The sequence below is a fragment of the Ensifer sp. ENS08 genome (genome assembly GCF_014852195.1).
In the GTDB taxonomy this organism is placed as follows: domain Bacteria; phylum Pseudomonadota; class Alphaproteobacteria; order Rhizobiales; family Rhizobiaceae; genus Ensifer; species Ensifer adhaerens.
Window position 1 is genome coordinate 175655 of record NZ_JACVBF010000001.1, and the last position, 14730, is coordinate 190384.

Sequence of the window (14730 nt, forward strand, 5' to 3'; positions counted from 1 at the left end):
TCGCCCGTTTTCAGGAAAAGCGAAGGATCAGAGCTTGCTGTCGATGAGGGCCGACATAACGTCAACCGACATGTCCCCCGAATAGTGCTCGCCATTGACAAAGAAGGTCGGCGTCGACTGAACCCCGAATTCCTTGGCGCCCCGTTGCATAACAGTATTCACATCATCCAGAAGTTTTTGGTTCGTCAAGCAGGCCTCGAAGCTCTCCTGTGTAAAACCAGCGAGTTTGGACATCTGCAGCAGAGCGTCGCGACCATTCTGGGCTGCGGCCCACTGCTGCTGCTGCTTGAACAGCATCGAGATCATCGGGAAGTACTGGCCTTCCGGAGCGCAGCGCGCCAGCATGAAGGCGGCCGCCGCGCGCGGATCGAACGGGAATTCGCGCAGCACGAAGCGGACCTTGCCGCTGTCGACATACTTGGTCTTGATCGCCTCGAAGGTGTTGTTGTGGAAGGCAGCGCAGTGCGGGCAGGTCATCGACATGTATTCGACGATCGTCACCGGCGCGTTGGCGTCGCCGATCGCCATTTCCGGCAGGGCGCCCGGTTCCATCAGCTTGGCGACGTCGACGGACCCTTCCGACGAGGGGAGCTCGACCTTGACGGGAGCAGCCGTCGTCTGGGCGACTTCGGTGCCGGCAGAGGGCTTGGCTTCGGTGGTGGCCGGGGTCGCGGTCGTCGATGCAGTCGTGGTCGCGTCCGTTGCCGGCTTGGTTTCAGCCTTGGCGGCTTCGGTGGTCGCGGCCGGTGTGGTGGAGGCCGTTTCCTTCTTTTCGTCGCTGCAGGCAGCAAGCACCAGGGCGACAGTTGCGATGGCGGCACCGCTGAGCAGGCGCTTGGTAAGGTTCATTGCGGAAGCGGACATGATTTGACCCGTGTTCGGAGGGAATTGCAGTGCGGATTCGATATCTTGCCCCGCGCAGGGCGGCAAGTGGCGCGGCGTCAACAGAATTCAAAGAATTGTGACCGAGCGATGGCCGCCCAAAAGCGCGTCGCGATCTTTCCGATTCGCTGCTTGCGCTTTAAGCCTCTGGTTTTCGCGTCTCGTAGTCGCGAAAACCGCTGCATAGTTTTGCGCGCCGTGCCTTAGCGGCGCCGGGGATTGAGCACGGCGGTCCCCAGCCGACGCAAGGCGGCCTTCAGCTCCTCGCTTTCGATGCCTTCGACCATGGCCTCGAGCCGCCGGGCGGGTTCGCCCGAAAGCGGCTTGGGCTTGCCACGGTGTTTCGGCTGCTGGGAGACGGGCTTTTGAACGATGCGCAGCTGCCCGATCGCATAGAAGCCGAAGAAGCCGTTGATGCGCTGGATCAATTCGCCCTGAGCGTGGGTCAAAAACAGGGCGCGCGCGCCCTCGCAGGCAACCGTCAGGACGCCCGGCTGATGGCCGCCCTCGCCCATGATCTCGGAGGCCCGGCGCGGCCAGGCGATCTTTTCGGGCCGCGTGCAATCGGCAAAGTCCTCGCCGGCGATTTCGTCCCAGGAGCCGAGCAGCATGGTGTTGATGCCTGCCCGCTTGGCGAGCACCGGGTCGATCAGGCCGTTCGCGACTTCGCTGATCTGGACGACGCCCTTCCGGGTCTTCTGCTCGCTCACGTATGGACTTTCTGTAGGCAATGTCGATTGAGCCTTGATGCCGCGGCTCCGCTTCGCCAAGTATAGGCCGGAAACGGAACTCCCGGCAAATCATGCACGATACGATACCGGCGGCGGACGCTGCACCCCTGCTTTTGGAATGGTACGACAGGCACCATCGCGACCTGCCCTGGCGGGTTTCGCCGCCGATGGCGCGCCGAGGCATCGTCGCCGATCCCTACCATGTCTGGCTTTCCGAAGTGATGCTGCAGCAGACGACGGTGCAGGCGGTAAAAGCCTATTTCGAAAAGTTCCTGTCACTGTGGCCGACCGTCGAGGACCTTGCGCGCGCCGAGAATGAGGACGTGATGAAGGCATGGGCCGGGCTCGGCTATTATGCGCGCGCCCGCAACCTGAAGAAATGCGCCGAGGCCGTCGCGAACGATCATGGCGGCCGCTTTCCCGACACGGAGGATGGGCTGAAGTCCCTTCCCGGCATCGGCGACTATACCGCCGCCGCGGTCGCGGCGATCGCCTTCAATCGCAGAAGCGCCGTGCTCGACGGCAATGTCGAGCGGGTGATTTCCCGCCTCTATGCAATCGAAACGCCGCTGCCGGCGGCAAAGCCCGAGATGCGGGCCCGCGTCGCCGCACTCACCCCTGAGAGCAGGCCGGGCGATTTCGCCCAGGCGATGATGGATCTCGGCGCGACGATCTGCACGCCGAAACGGCCCGCCTGCTCGCTCTGTCCCTTCCGCGCCCACTGTCGCGCGCTTGCCGTCGCAGACCCGGAAACCTTTCCGCGCAAGGCGCAGAAGAAGGACAAGCCGCTTCGGCGCGGCGCCGCCTACGTCGCGATCGACGCCGACAACGCGGTCTATCTGCGCAAGCGGGCCGAGACAGGCCTGCTTGGCGGCATGACCGAAGTGCCCGGCACTGACTGGACGTCGCGGCAGGACGGCGACACTTCGCTTGCCTCGCAGCCCTTTGCAGCGGCCTGGGAAGATTGCGGCACCATCAGCCACGTGTTCACGCATTTCGAGTTGCGTCTCTCCGTCTACCGCGCCAATGTCGCGCGCGCCGGAACGCAGGGCAACGGCTGGTGGGAGCCAGTTCACTCGCTGAGTGCCCAGGCGCTGCCGACGGTGATGAAGAAGGCGATCGCCCAAGCGATCCCGCATGCCTTCAAGGCGGAACGCTAGCGCGGTACGGGGCCACCCGTCCCGCTCCAACTCCGAAAGTTCAAGCAGGGAATACGTTCATGAGCAGCATCGATATCCGCCACATCGTCTTCGACATCGGCAAGGTGCTTATCCACTACGACCCCAACCTGCCCTACAGCCGCATCATCCCCGACGAGGCCGAGCGCGAGTGGTTCTTTGCCAATGTCTGTACCCACGACTGGAACATCGAGCAGGACCGCGGCCGTTCCTGGGAAGAGGCGGAAGTGCTGCTGATCAAGGACTTTCCCGAGCGTGAAGAACAGATCCGCGCCTTCCGCAAATATTGGCAGGAGATGGTGCCGCACGCCTATGTGGAGACGGTGTCGCTCCTGGAGCGACTGATCGCCGAAGGGCGCGACGTGACGATGCTGACCAACTTCGCCTCCGATACGTTCCGCGAGGCGCAGGTCCTTTATCCCTTCCTGACGCTGCCACGCGGCGTCACCGTTTCGGGCGACGTCAAGCTGATCAAGCCCGATATCGCCATCTATGAGACGCACACGCGGACCTTCGATCTCGACCCATCGGCCACCCTCTTCATCGACGACAGCATTCCCAACGTCGAAGCCGCGCGGCTTGCCGGCTGGCATGCGTTGCATTTCGTCGATCCGGAAAAGCTGAAGGCCGATCTCGCCGGCTACGGCATTCATCCGTAGGCTGAAACTGCCGGTCGAGGATGGTTCCTGCTCGTGGCGGCACGATTCCGCCACGAATCATATTTACTACCTGCGATTGCGTAATCGCAGAGGTAATATATGAATAGTTTAGAATTTTCAGTAATTCCAGACGGCGCCGCCAAGGACGCCTTCATCGACGAACTCTACGCGACGACCGAGGCCAGCTTTCGCGACGAGGTGCCTCCGGAAGAGTTTGGAGAACGGTTTTCAGATACCCGTTTCGTCGTCGCCAGACGCGATGCCAAACTGGCGGGCTGGCTCAGCCTTCGGCCGCCGACTGAAGGCGACGACAAGAGAGTGGCCGATCGAGGCTGGCACGCCATGCCGTCGCACGACCTGCACGACGCCGAAATTCTCGCGCGGCTCATTCGGCTTGCAGCCGTAGAGGCCGGTTCAGAAGGCATCATCTGGCACTCCCGAAAAACCGCCCTCAACCAGCAGGTCGTCGAAATGGCCGGCGCGACCGCGCTTCGGGATCTGTTCAGGACCTGGCAGGCGTCACCCAAGCGCTGGCCGGCCGCAATCGCAAAACCCAAGGACGGTGCCGTCGTTTACGCCGTCCAGGCGCCTCTTCCAGAAAATCTCCTCGCAAAGTTCGTGGACTTCCTCACACGCGCGGGGATACCGGACTGCAGTGAAGAAACCTGCACCACGACCTGGGACGCGGACTCCGTCGCCCAACGTATCGCTGACTGGGATGAGGGCGGGCTGCTGATGCAGTGGCTGGAACATCACGACCTCGTGGTCGCCGAGGCCTACGCCTTTGTCTGGAGCGATGAAATGATGATCCACATCACCGAACACCATGCCCCGTCTTGCGGGCTGATTGCCCTGGTTGCCGCACTACTTCAGCGCATACCCGCGGCCTATCCCGATATCAGGGTCGCCACCGTCGAGTTACAGGAAGACGAAAGAGCACGCCTCGAGCCTGTGCTCGCCAGTTGCGGCTTCGAGGATAAGGGCGCCGGAACCCTCTACCACTTGCGCCCACAGGGAACGCCGGCTCTCTAAAGGCGGCGTATCCTCCATTCGGCGCGCGGCGGCGGCACGGGTCGCCGCCGCCCATTGTCAGGGCCTGGCCGCGATGAAGCCCCATGCCAGCCAGGCCGCAATGACTGCGGCCACGAACCAGATGCTCAGGATCGCGAGGAGGCCGCTGCGGCTGGACGGGCGTCCTTCCAATGCCGCCGCCCGCTCTCGGAATTCTTCCATCAGCGCTGGCGGCACCAGACGTACGGCCAAGAGGATGCCGAGCGGAACGAGAATAAGATCATCGAGGTAGCCGAGTATCGGAATGAAATCGGGGATCAGGTCAACCGGCGAAAGTGCGTAGGCCGCCACAGTGCCGGCAACGAATTTCGCCGAAAACGGCGTTCGACGATCTCGCGCGGCGAACCAGAGCGCAACGACGTCGCGTTTGATTTGCCGCGCCCATTGCTTCACGCGCTGGAGACGATCGGGCACGGCCATGCGGTTAACACTCTTGTTCGGATGAAGTTGCTCTGTCCGAACCCTATGAGCGGATGCGAAGATTGGCAATCGACCTCAGGGCCCTGCCGGGCGCTTCAAACGCTCCGTCGGATGGCCCAAACATACAAATGCCCGGAATCCTCACATTGAGGATTCCGGGCATTTAAAGCTCTCTTTCCGGGACTGAAGGTACAAAAACCGGTTAGAGCGCTTTTCGAAGGATCCGGCGGAACTGGTTGATCAGTTCAGTTTTGCCAGATCATTTCGAATGACGCTTCTGAGTTCGTCGATGGGCTTCAGGGTGTTCCCCTCTTCGAAGTGCCAGAATGTCCATCCGTTGCAGGCATCAAGCCCCTGGACCTTGGCGCCCAGGCGATGAATTGAACCGGCCTCGCCGCCGGAGGCGACCGTGCCGTCGGCACGAACGATCGCGCTGTAGCGGCGCTTGGCGTCCGTCAGAACCGTGCCGGGCTTGATCAGCCCGCTTTCGATCAGCGTGTTGAAGGCGACGCGCGGCTCGGCCTTCTTGCCGGTCATGACCGAGAGCATCGCCTTGCCGAGCGGTTCGACCGCGTCGATGCGTGCCGATGCCGCGTCGATGTAATCCTGCTCGCGCTCAATGCCGACGAAGTGGCGGCCGAGGCGTTTGGCGACGGCACCGGTCGTGCCGGAACCGAAGAAGGGATCGAGAATGACGTCGCCCGGCTTGGTCGAAGCCATCATGATACGGGCGAGCAGCGCTTCCGGCTTCTGGGTCGGATGCACCTTCTTGCCGTCATCACCTTTCAGGCGCTCGTGACCGGAGCAGATCGGGAACAGCCAATCGGAGCGCATCTGCACGTCGTCATTGGCCGCCTTCATCGCATCGTAGTTGAAGGTGTAGCCCTTGGCATTGGCATTCGGCGTCGCCCAGATCAGCGTCTCATGAGCGTTCTGGAACCGCCGACCCTTGAAATTCGGCATCGGGTTGGTCTTGCGCCAGATGATGTCGTTGAGGATCCAGAAGTGCAGATCCTGCAGGATGGCGCCGACGCGGAAGATGTTGTGGTACGAGCCGATGACCCAGAGGGTGCCGGTCGGCTTCAGCACGCGGCGGCAGGCCAGCAGCCAGGCACGGGTGAAGGCGTCGTAAGCTTCGAACGACGCGAACTGGTCCCATTCGTCGTCGACGGCGTCGACCACCGACTGATCGGGACGGGTCAGCATGCCGCCGAGCTGGAGGTTGTAGGGCGGGTCGGCGAAAACGACGTCGACCGAATTGTCGGGAAGCGCATTGAGCGCGGCAACGCAGTCACCCTTGATGATGCTGTCGAGCCAGCCCAACGGACGGGTGGAACGGGAGACTTCGGCAAGCGAAACAACTGAAGACATGGACAACTCGCAAATACGCTTACTCGGAACGGATCATGGAGCGTATGGTTACCGAAGATGGTTACCAAAGCCTGAAGGCCGTTTCGAAAAAGTGCGTAGTCGCGCTATGTTAGAGAGGTCTTCTGGAGTGGACAGGAAAGGCGGGAACGGGCTTTTCACCCGCCTCCCGCCGCCCCGTTCAAGCGTCGCGGACGCCGTTTCACCGGGCGTCGTGAAAGGCGCGGCTGTCTGAGGGGGCCTCATGGCGCTCGTTCAGCCCGTAGTCGCGGATCACGGAGGCGATGCGCAGGCGGTAATCGGCAAAGACGCCGTGGCGCCCCGCATCCTGGGCGGCACGATGTTCGGCGCCGTTCCGCCAGGCCTTCACCGCCTCCTCGTCGCGCCAGAAAGACAGGGACAACACCTTGTCGGGATTGGCCAGACTCTGGAACCGCTCGATCGAGATGAAGCCATCGATGTCGTCGAGCAGCGGACGCAGGTCGGCGGCAATGCCGAGATAGGCGTCACGCCGGCCCTCGGCCGGCAGGACTTCGAAGATAACGGCAATCATGTTTCACTTTCCTCCGATGGGCATCGAGACGTTCTTCAGGAAAATACGATCCTCCTTCAGGATAAACCGCTCGCGGCGGGAGAAGGCATAATTTTCCCGGCCGAGCGGATCGGCGGCAAGCCGGGCGCGATAGGCCTCGTAGGCCGCGAGGCTCTCGATGTTGTAAACGCCGTAAGCCGTCGTCGCAGATCCCTCATGCGGACCGAAATAGCCGATGAGATCGGCGCCGCAACGCGGGATGACCTCGCCCCAGTTGCGCGAATAGGTGGCGAACTCGTCCTTCTTGAAGGGATCGATTTCGTAGCGGATGAAACAGGTGATCATCATCATCTCCAGGTCTTTTGGGGCCTTTCGCCCGGTCTTCGATGAAGTGACTATGCCCGCTTGAAGTGCGAGAATGCTTCGATTACGATCGAAGTATGAAGGAAGGCCCAGACATCGCTCTCATCGGATCGCTGATCGGCGATCCCGCCCGCGCCAACATGCTGACGGCGCTGATAGGGGGTAGTGCGCTGACCGCAACCGAGCTTGCCACCCATGCTGGCATCACGCTGCAGACCGCCAGTTCCCACCTGGCCAAGCTCGAGGCCGGCGGTCTGCTCAGCCAGCGCAAGCAAGGCCGTCACCGATATTTTCAGCTGGCAGAAGACGAAGTCGGGCTGATGCTCGAGAACCTGATGGGCTTTGCCGCCAGCCGCGGCATGAACCGGCACCGCCCCGGGCCGAAGGATCCGGCGCTGAGAAAAGCGCGCGTCTGCTACAATCACTTGGCCGGCGACTATGGCGTGCGCATGTATGACAGCCTGATTGCCGAAAAGCAGATCGAAGTCACCGGCGACGACCTGGCGCTGACGCCCGACGGGCAGAACCGGATCGAGGCGCTCGGCATCGACTATGCGGCGCTGAAAAAATCCCGCCGCCCGATCTGCCGCACCTGCCTCGACTGGAGCGAGCGCCGCTCGCATCTGGCCGGTTCGCTTGGCGAAGCGCTGCTGACGCTATTCATCGACAAGGGCTGGGCGAAGCGCGAGGCGAACAGCCGCGCCATCCGCTTCACCGCCAATGGCGAGAAGGCTTTCTCCGAGCTGTTTCCGCAGTAGCTGCTGCCAGCAAAACCACTCTAGCCGACGATGGAAAAGGCCTCGCGGGTTTCGCCCGCGGCGGTCCTGACCGGCGTCTTGCCGATCCAGCCCACATGGCGTTCGAGGATCTTTGCCGCCTCGTCGCCTCGGCCTTCGCGCAAGGCGGCGAGGATCGCGCGGTGATCGTGGTCGGTGCGTGCCTCCCAGCTCGTGCGCCAGGCGGAAAACAGGAAGCGGGCGCTCGCTGCATGCAGATCATCGATCGCCGCCAGCAGCCGCGGCATGCCGCAGGGTTCGAGGATCAGCCGATGGAAGGCGCGGTTTGCCGCCTCCCAGGAGCGCACGTCGCGCGAAGTATCGGCGGCGGCCGTGGCCATCTCGGCCCGATCGAGGATCGCCGGCGTCAGATGCGGGATGGCATGGCGAAGCGCCAGAACCTCCAGCACCGCGCGCATTTCGGCGACCTCCCTCACCTCCTTCAGGTCGAAGGAGGCGACGCGAACGCCGCGGCGCGGCTCGCTGACGGCAAGGCCCTGGGCCTCCAGCCGTCGAAAGGCTTCGCGAACGGGAACGTGGCTCGCGCCGAATTCCTCGGCGATATGATCCTGCCGCAAGCGCTCCCCGGGCATCAGCATACCGGAGATGATCCGCTCGGCCAGGGCCTTGCTGATGCGACTTGCGAGCGTGTCGTCCTGCTGCTTTTCCATCGCCTACTGATAGAGCCGCGAAACAATACTGTCGAGCAAGCGCACGGGCGGTTTCGATAATTTCCAATGGTTGAGCTTTGGCCTACCATCGTATAAAAGCTCTGCCGTACGAAAGCCCCGCGCCGCGCGAACATTCCTCCCCCCGCCTGCGGCGCCTCTCCTCCCAGGGAACTGTTCCATATGACCGGTATCGATCTCATCATTTTTGATTGCGACGGCGTTCTCGTCGATTCCGAAATCATCGCATCGGAAGTCGAAGCAGCACTGCTGACAGAAGCGGGTTACCCGATCAGCGTCGAGGAAATGGCGGAGCGTTTTGCCGGCATGACCTGGCACAACACGCTGCTGCAAATCGAGAAGGAAGCAAGCATCCCGCTTTCGGCCCAGCTCATCAGCAAGGTCGACGTCATCCTCGACGAGCGCCTTGCCCGCGACCTCAACATCATCGACGGCGTCAAGCCGATGCTGGCGCAATTGACGCTGCCGCACTGCATCTGCTCCAACTCGACCTCGGCGCGACTTGCCATGATGCTCGGCAAGGTCGGCATCAAGGACCATTTCGGCCGACACATCTATTCCGCGCGCGACCTCGGCGCCGACCGCGTCAAGCCGAAGCCGGATATCTTCCTGCACGGCGCCAAGCAGATGGGCGTCGACCCGTCGCGGGTGCTGGTGATCGAGGACTCCGTGCACGGCATCCACGGTGCACGTGCCGCTGGCATGCGCGTCGTCGGCTTCACCGGCGGTTCGCACACCCATCCCTCGCATGCCGACCAGCTGACCGAAGCGGGTGCGGAAACGGTGATTTCGCGCATGACGGCGTTGCCGGGCGTGATCGCGGCCCTTTCCGCATGGTCGGAGTCGATGACGGCCTGATTGGCCGCAGGCGGTCGCACACCGCCATGCCCCTTTCGCTCCGGCTTTCGGCCGGAGCGGGAAAGAAGCCTTCGGCCAACACGGCAGACGTCCAATTAGACGCCGAGGGACATGATGACACATTGCAGTGGCGTCACGTCCCCTAGAAAATCTTCCCGGTTTTCGAGGAGCCGCGCACGAGGGCCGTACCAAGCAAGCCCCATCGGGGTATTTTTAGGAGGAAACACAATGCGTCTTTCAATGTTGACCGGCCTGACCCTGGCGGCCAGCGTCGCCTTCGGCCCGCTCGCCTTCGCCGACATCACCATTGGCGTGATCACGCCGCTCACCGGCCCGGTCGCGGCCTATGGCGAGCAGGTGAAGAACGGCGCGGAAACGGCTGCAGACGAGATCAACAAGGCTGGCGGCATCAATGGCGAGAAGATCGTGCTGAAGATGCTCGACGACGCCGGCGATCCGAAGCAGGCCGTTTCGGTTGCCAACCAGGCTGCTGGTGAAGGCATCCGCTACGTCGTCGGCCCGGTTCTGTCGGGCACCTCGATGGCGGCTTCGGACATCCTTGCCGAAAACGGCATCCTGATGGTGACGCCGACGGCAACCACGCCTGACCTCACAACCCGCGGTCTCTGGAACGTGCTGCGCACCTGCGGCCGCGACGACCAGCAGGCCGAAGTCGCCGCTGCCTATGTGGTCAAGAACCTCAAGGACAAGAAGATTGCCGTCCTCCACGACAAGGCGCCTTACGGCAAGGGCCTTGCTGACGGCTTCAAGAAGGCGATCAATGCCGGCGGCATCACCGAAGTCGTTTATGAAGGCCTGAACCCGGGCGACAAGGACTTCAGCGCGATCGTTACCCGCCTGAAGTCGGAAAACGTCGATGTCGTCTACTTCGGCGGCTACCATCCGGAAGGTGGCCTGCTGGCACGCCAGATGCACGACCAGGGCGTGAAGGCGCAGATCTTCGGCGGCGACGGCCTGTCCAACACCGAGTTCTGGGCAATCGGCGGCGAAGCTGCGACCGGCACGGTCTACACCAATGCCAGCGACGCGACCAGCAACCCCGCCTCGGCTCCGGCTGTCGAAGCGCTGAAGGCAAAGAACATCCCGGCCGAAGCCTTCACGCTCAACGCCTATGCTGCCGTCCAGGTGCTGAAGGCCGGCATCGAGAAGGCAGGCTCCGCCGAAGACGCGACCGCGGTTGCAACTGCGATCAAGTCTGGCGAAGCCATCGACACGGTTCTCGGCAAGCTGACCTACAGCGAAGCCGGCGACCTGACCTCGCAGGCTTTCTCGCTCTACAAGTGGGAAGGCGGCAAGAGCGTTCCGGCTGAATAAGCCGCACACGACGGAAATGAAAACGCCGGGGCAAGCCCCGGCGTTTTTTTGCCGCATAGGCCGCTGCTTACTTCTTCTTGCCCTTGGCCGGCGGGCCTTCGTCGAAGCCCACATAGACGGTGACATTGGATCCGGCGCCGGCCGGCAGCGTCACGTCGGCCTTGGTGAAGACGAACTGGGCCGAACCGGTTGCAGGGATTTCCACCGCATGCTGCGTCAGTTCGGAATAGAGCGTCTTGTCTTCGTCGGTTGCAGCCACGCGGATCGGCATGGTGACCTTGCCGGGACCACCGGCAGGACCGCTGACGACGCGCCCCTGGACCACGACGGTTATCGTCAACGCGCTCTCGCTCTGCACGCATTGCCGCGTGGTGTCTGCCAGGGAGGCCTGATAGACGAGCTTCGTCGGGTCGTTCTTGGCCCCCTTTGCGTAGCTGGCATGCACATTTGTGCCGTCACGAATGACGACCTGCGGGCATGCGGCCTGAACGACGGCCGGCGTCGGAGCAGCGGCACTGCCGCCTGCGTCGATCGCCCCACCGGATTGCGTCTTATTGCAGCCGGCTAGGGCTGCGAGAAAAGATATTGCGAGAACAGGCCGGGAAACTTTGCCAAACACGTTGAACAACCTCTGCTGGACCGGTTGAAACTCCTTGACCGAAATCTCGGCCGGAAGACCTTTCATGGCCTTCGGGCATCGTCTATAGCAGCGACAAACTGAAAAATCGATTGGGTCAGTCCGTCCCTTCCGAATTTTCCGAAGCTAGTTTTGCGACCGGAAATTGGGTCGGTGACAAGAATAGATGCAGACTTTGTCAAGGACTGACGCAATAAGACGAGCGTGTCGCGACGACGTTTCCCAAGGTCGCCGCAATCCTTGAGGTGGGACGAAGGACAACGATGGTGAAGTATATCTCGACGCGCGGCGAAGCCGCTCCTCTCGGCTTCTGCGACGCGCTGCTTGCCGGTCTTGCGCGCGATGGCGGTCTCTATCTCCCCAAGGAATGGCCGAAGTTTTCCAAGAAGGAAATTCGCGGCCTGCGCGGCAAATCCTACCAGGACATTGCCTTTACCGTGCTCGAACCCTTCATCAATGGCGAGATCCCGGCGGCCAAGTTCCGCGAAATGATCGACGAGGCCTATGCCACCTTCCGCCACCCGGCGGTGGCGCCGCTGGTGCAGACCGGACCGAACGCCTTCGTCATGGAGCTCTTCCACGGCTCGACGCTCGCCTTCAAGGACGTGGCGATGCAACTGCTCGCCCGGCTGATGGACTATGTGCTTTCCGAACGCGGCGAGCGCGCCACCATCGTCGGCGCGACTTCGGGCGACACCGGGGGCGCCGCCATCGACGCCTTTGCCGGTCGTGAGCGCACCGACATCTTCATTCTTTTCCCGCACGGCAAAGTCTCGCCGGTGCAGCAGCGGCAGATGACGACCTCGAGCGCATCGAACGTCCATGCGATTGCAGTCAACGGCAACTTCGACGACTGCCAGAACCTCGTCAAAGCGATGTTCAACGACGCCGCCTTCCGCGACCGCGTCAAGCTTTCGGGTGTCAACTCGATCAACTGGGCGCGCATCATGGCCCAGATCGTCTATTACTTCACGACGGCGGTCGCGCTCGGCGGCCCAGACCGCAAGATCTCTTTCACGGTCCCCACCGGTAACTTCGGCGATATCTTCGCCGGCTACGTCGCCAAGCGCATGGGCCTGCCGATCGACAAGCTGATCATCGCCACCAACGAAAACGACATTCTCGCCCGCACGCTGAAGACCGGCCGCTACGAGATGCGCGACGTCAAGGCGACCACCGCACCGTCGATGGACATCCAGATCTCGTCGAACTTCGAACGGCTTCTGTTCGAGGCGAACGATCGCGACCCGGGCGAAATCCGCTCGGCGATGGACGGGCTGAAGCAGTCCGGTTCCTTCACCATCCGCGAAAAGGCGCTGAAGGCGATCCGCAAGGAGTTCCGCGCCGGTCGCGCCTCGGAGAAAGAAGTCGCCAAGACGATCGCAAAGACGCTTGCAGACACGGGCTATCTGCTCGATCCGCATAGCGCCGTCGGCGTCTTCGTCGCCGCCAAACACGAGAAGGCATCCGCTCCCATGGTGACGCTTGCCACCGCCCATCCGGCGAAATTCCCGGACGCGGTAAAATCGGCAAGTGGTATTGACCCGGCGCTTCCGACGTGGCTTGCTGACCTGATGAACAGGGAGGAGCGTTTCGATATCCTGGATCCGGACCTGAAAACCGTCGAAACCTTTATCGGCGAGCGTACCCGTCTCCGGGGGTAAGAACGAGAAGAAACGTATGATGAAAGTTGAGTGCACCCGGCTCCCTTCCGGGTTGACGGTGGTAACCGAGCACATGCCGCATCTCGAAAGTGTGGCGCTCGGCGTGTGGATCAAGTCCGGTTCGCGCAATGAAACTCTCGGCGAACATGGCATTGCCCATCTGCTGGAGCACATGGCTTTCAAGGGCACCGCGCGGCGCACCGCCCGCCAGATTGCCGAAGAGATCGAAAACGTCGGTGGCGAGGTCAATGCTGCGACCTCCACCGAAACGACCTCCTATTATGCCAGGGTTCTCAAGGACCACGTGCCGCTTGCTGTCGATATTCTCGCCGACATTCTGACCGAGTCCAGCTTCGACGAGGAAGAACTGCGCCGCGAGAAGCACGTGATCCTGCAGGAGATCGGCGCTGCCGACGACACACCCGACGATGTCGTCTTCGACCGCTTCGCCGAGACCGCCTATCGCAATCAGACCGTCGGCCGGCCGATCCTCGGCACGCCGGACACGGTCATGTCGTTCTCCGCCGACCAGATCCGGCACTATCTCGGCCGCAACTACACGACCGACCGCATGTTCGTGGTCGCCGCCGGCGCCGTCGAACACGAATCCTTTGTTCGCCAGGTCGAAGAACGCTTCTCGTCATTGCCGCGCACACCGATCGCAACGCCCGTGCTCGAAACTGCCCTCTACACCGGCGGCGAGAGCCGCGAAACCCGCGACCTGATGGACGCGCAGGTGCTGCTCGGCTTTGAAGGCAAGGCCTACCACGCGCGCGACTTCTATTGCTCGCAGATCCTCGCCAACATTCTCGGCGGCGGCATGTCCTCGCGCCTTTTCCAGGAAGTGCGCGAGCATCGTGGCCTCTGTTATTCGGTCTATGCTTTCCACTGGGGTTTCTCCGACACCGGCATCTTCGGCGTGCATGCTGCGACCGGCGGCGAGAACCTGCCGGAGCTGATGCCCGTCATCGTCGATGAACTGCGCAAATCCTCGATGAACATCGAGCAGCAGGAAATCGAGCGCGCCCGTGCCCAGATCCGCGCACAGCTTTTGATGGGGCAGGAAAGCCCGGCGGCCCGCGCCGGCCAGATCGCCCGTCAGATGATGCTCTACGGTCGCCCGATCCCGAATGAAGAACTGATGGAGCGCCTCTCCGGCATCACCATCGAGCGCCTGACCGACCTTGCCGGTCGGCTGTTCTTCGACACCACGCCGACGCTTTCGGCGATCGGCCCGCTGGAACAGCTTGCCCCGATGGGCGACATCCTGTCGTCGCTGACCGGCAAGGCCGCCGTCCCGCACGCCGTCGCAAGCTAAGCCGAAGGCTGAACGGCCGGGCTCCATTTCATCAAAACGATGAAGCGATCCCGGCCTCCCAAACATTGCGCAATTTCGCACGGAAGGCGCTTTCCAGCGTCGCCTGGAAACTGCGTTCGGCCAGCCGGCGCGCCACGGATGATGACCGCATGTCCGAATGGTGAAGTCTTTGCGACTTTTCGCAAAATCGGATTCGATTTGCGCGCAAAGTTGTGCAACGTTTCGATTTGTGACGGCGCAAAGACGTGC

At 62.3% G+C, this 14730-nt stretch carries 16 protein-coding genes; 8 read left to right on the top strand and 8 right to left on the bottom strand.

Annotated features, from left to right (window positions below; genetic code table 11):
* Positions 1-27: 27 nt before the first annotated feature.
* Together IB272_RS00920 and IB272_RS00925 are read right to left on the bottom strand one after the other, a co-directional pair.
* On the bottom strand, positions 28-864 hold the full coding sequence (locus tag IB272_RS00920; protein ID WP_034801306.1) for a DsbA family protein: 837 nt from the start codon (positions 862-864) through the stop codon (positions 28-30).
* Between the two features lie 221 nt (positions 865-1085).
* The gene (locus IB272_RS00925; RefSeq protein ID WP_034801304.1) at positions 1086-1592 is read right to left on the bottom strand and encodes a DUF721 domain-containing protein; all 507 of its coding nucleotides are present in this window, start codon (positions 1590-1592) and stop codon (positions 1086-1088) included.
* 89 nt (positions 1593-1681) lie between these two features.
* On the opposite strand from IB272_RS00925, the gene mutY reads away from it, so the two are divergent.
* The 3 genes from mutY to IB272_RS00940 all read left to right on the top strand — a co-directional run bounded on the left by mutY (position 1682) and on the right by IB272_RS00940 (position 4482).
* Positions 1682-2773, top strand: coding sequence for an A/G-specific adenine glycosylase (gene mutY, locus IB272_RS00930; protein WP_113135462.1), 1092 nt, complete (start codon positions 1682-1684; stop codon positions 2771-2773).
* A 59-nt stretch (positions 2774-2832) separates the two neighbouring features.
* Entirely contained in the window at positions 2833-3450 is a 618-nt protein-coding gene (locus tag IB272_RS00935) for an HAD family phosphatase (protein ID WP_060584177.1), read from the top strand.
* Between the two features lie 99 nt (positions 3451-3549).
* The gene (locus IB272_RS00940; protein ID WP_113135461.1) at positions 3550-4482 is read left to right on the top strand and encodes a hypothetical protein; all 933 of its coding nucleotides are present in this window, start codon (positions 3550-3552) and stop codon (positions 4480-4482) included.
* Between the two features lie 57 nt (positions 4483-4539).
* Here IB272_RS00940 and IB272_RS00945 read toward each other — a convergent pair whose 3' ends face one another.
* The 4 genes from IB272_RS00945 to IB272_RS00960 form a co-directional block, all read right to left on the bottom strand.
* A complete protein-coding gene (locus IB272_RS00945; protein ID WP_060516293.1) occupies positions 4540-4941 on the bottom strand; it encodes a YkvA family protein in 402 nt (133 codons plus the stop codon).
* A 240-nt stretch (positions 4942-5181) separates the two neighbouring features.
* A complete protein-coding gene (locus IB272_RS00950) occupies positions 5182-6312 on the bottom strand; it encodes a site-specific DNA-methyltransferase (RefSeq protein WP_034801293.1) in 1131 nt (376 codons plus the stop codon).
* Between the two features lie 199 nt (positions 6313-6511).
* Positions 6512-6862 (bottom strand): antibiotic biosynthesis monooxygenase, encoded by a 351-nt coding sequence (locus tag IB272_RS00955; protein WP_034801289.1) that lies wholly within the window; start codon positions 6860-6862, stop codon positions 6512-6514.
* A 3-nt stretch (positions 6863-6865) separates the two neighbouring features.
* Positions 6866-7186, bottom strand: a complete 321-nt coding sequence (locus IB272_RS00960) for an NIPSNAP family protein (protein ID WP_060516551.1) — start codon at positions 7184-7186, stop codon at positions 6866-6868.
* A gap of 95 nt (positions 7187-7281) precedes the next feature.
* Here IB272_RS00960 and IB272_RS00965 point away from each other — a divergent pair, with 95 nt between their 5' ends.
* Positions 7282-7962, top strand: a complete 681-nt coding sequence (locus tag IB272_RS00965; RefSeq protein ID WP_192444180.1) for a winged helix-turn-helix domain-containing protein — start codon at positions 7282-7284, stop codon at positions 7960-7962.
* Between the two features lie 20 nt (positions 7963-7982).
* On the opposite strand, the gene IB272_RS00970 is transcribed toward IB272_RS00965, so the two are convergent.
* Positions 7983-8651: a GntR family transcriptional regulator gene (locus tag IB272_RS00970; RefSeq protein ID WP_034801282.1), complete on the bottom strand. Its 669-nt coding sequence runs from the start codon at positions 8649-8651 to the stop codon at positions 7983-7985.
* 180 nt (positions 8652-8831) lie between these two features.
* On the opposite strand from IB272_RS00970, the gene IB272_RS00975 reads away from it, so the two are divergent.
* Together IB272_RS00975 and IB272_RS00980 are read left to right on the top strand one after the other, a co-directional pair.
* Complete coding sequence (locus IB272_RS00975) at positions 8832-9527, top strand: HAD family hydrolase (protein ID WP_034801280.1); 696 nt, start codon at positions 8832-8834, stop codon at positions 9525-9527.
* Positions 9528-9755: 228 nt separating this feature from the next.
* The gene (locus IB272_RS00980; protein ID WP_034801278.1) at positions 9756-10862 is read left to right on the top strand and encodes an ABC transporter substrate-binding protein; all 1107 of its coding nucleotides are present in this window, start codon (positions 9756-9758) and stop codon (positions 10860-10862) included.
* Positions 10863-10929: 67 nt separating this feature from the next.
* On the opposite strand, the gene IB272_RS00985 is transcribed toward IB272_RS00980, so the two are convergent.
* Positions 10930-11481, bottom strand: a complete 552-nt coding sequence (locus IB272_RS00985) for a hypothetical protein (RefSeq protein ID WP_060584362.1) — start codon at positions 11479-11481, stop codon at positions 10930-10932.
* Positions 11482-11762: 281 nt separating this feature from the next.
* Between IB272_RS00985 and thrC the strand changes: the two genes are divergently transcribed.
* Positions 11763-13163: a threonine synthase gene (thrC, locus tag IB272_RS00990; RefSeq protein ID WP_060584171.1), complete on the top strand. Its 1401-nt coding sequence runs from the start codon at positions 11763-11765 to the stop codon at positions 13161-13163.
* A 16-nt stretch (positions 13164-13179) separates the two neighbouring features.
* Entirely contained in the window at positions 13180-14481 is a 1302-nt protein-coding gene (locus IB272_RS00995; RefSeq protein WP_034801274.1) for a pitrilysin family protein, read from the top strand.
* The last annotated feature ends 249 nt before the right edge of the window (positions 14482-14730 follow it).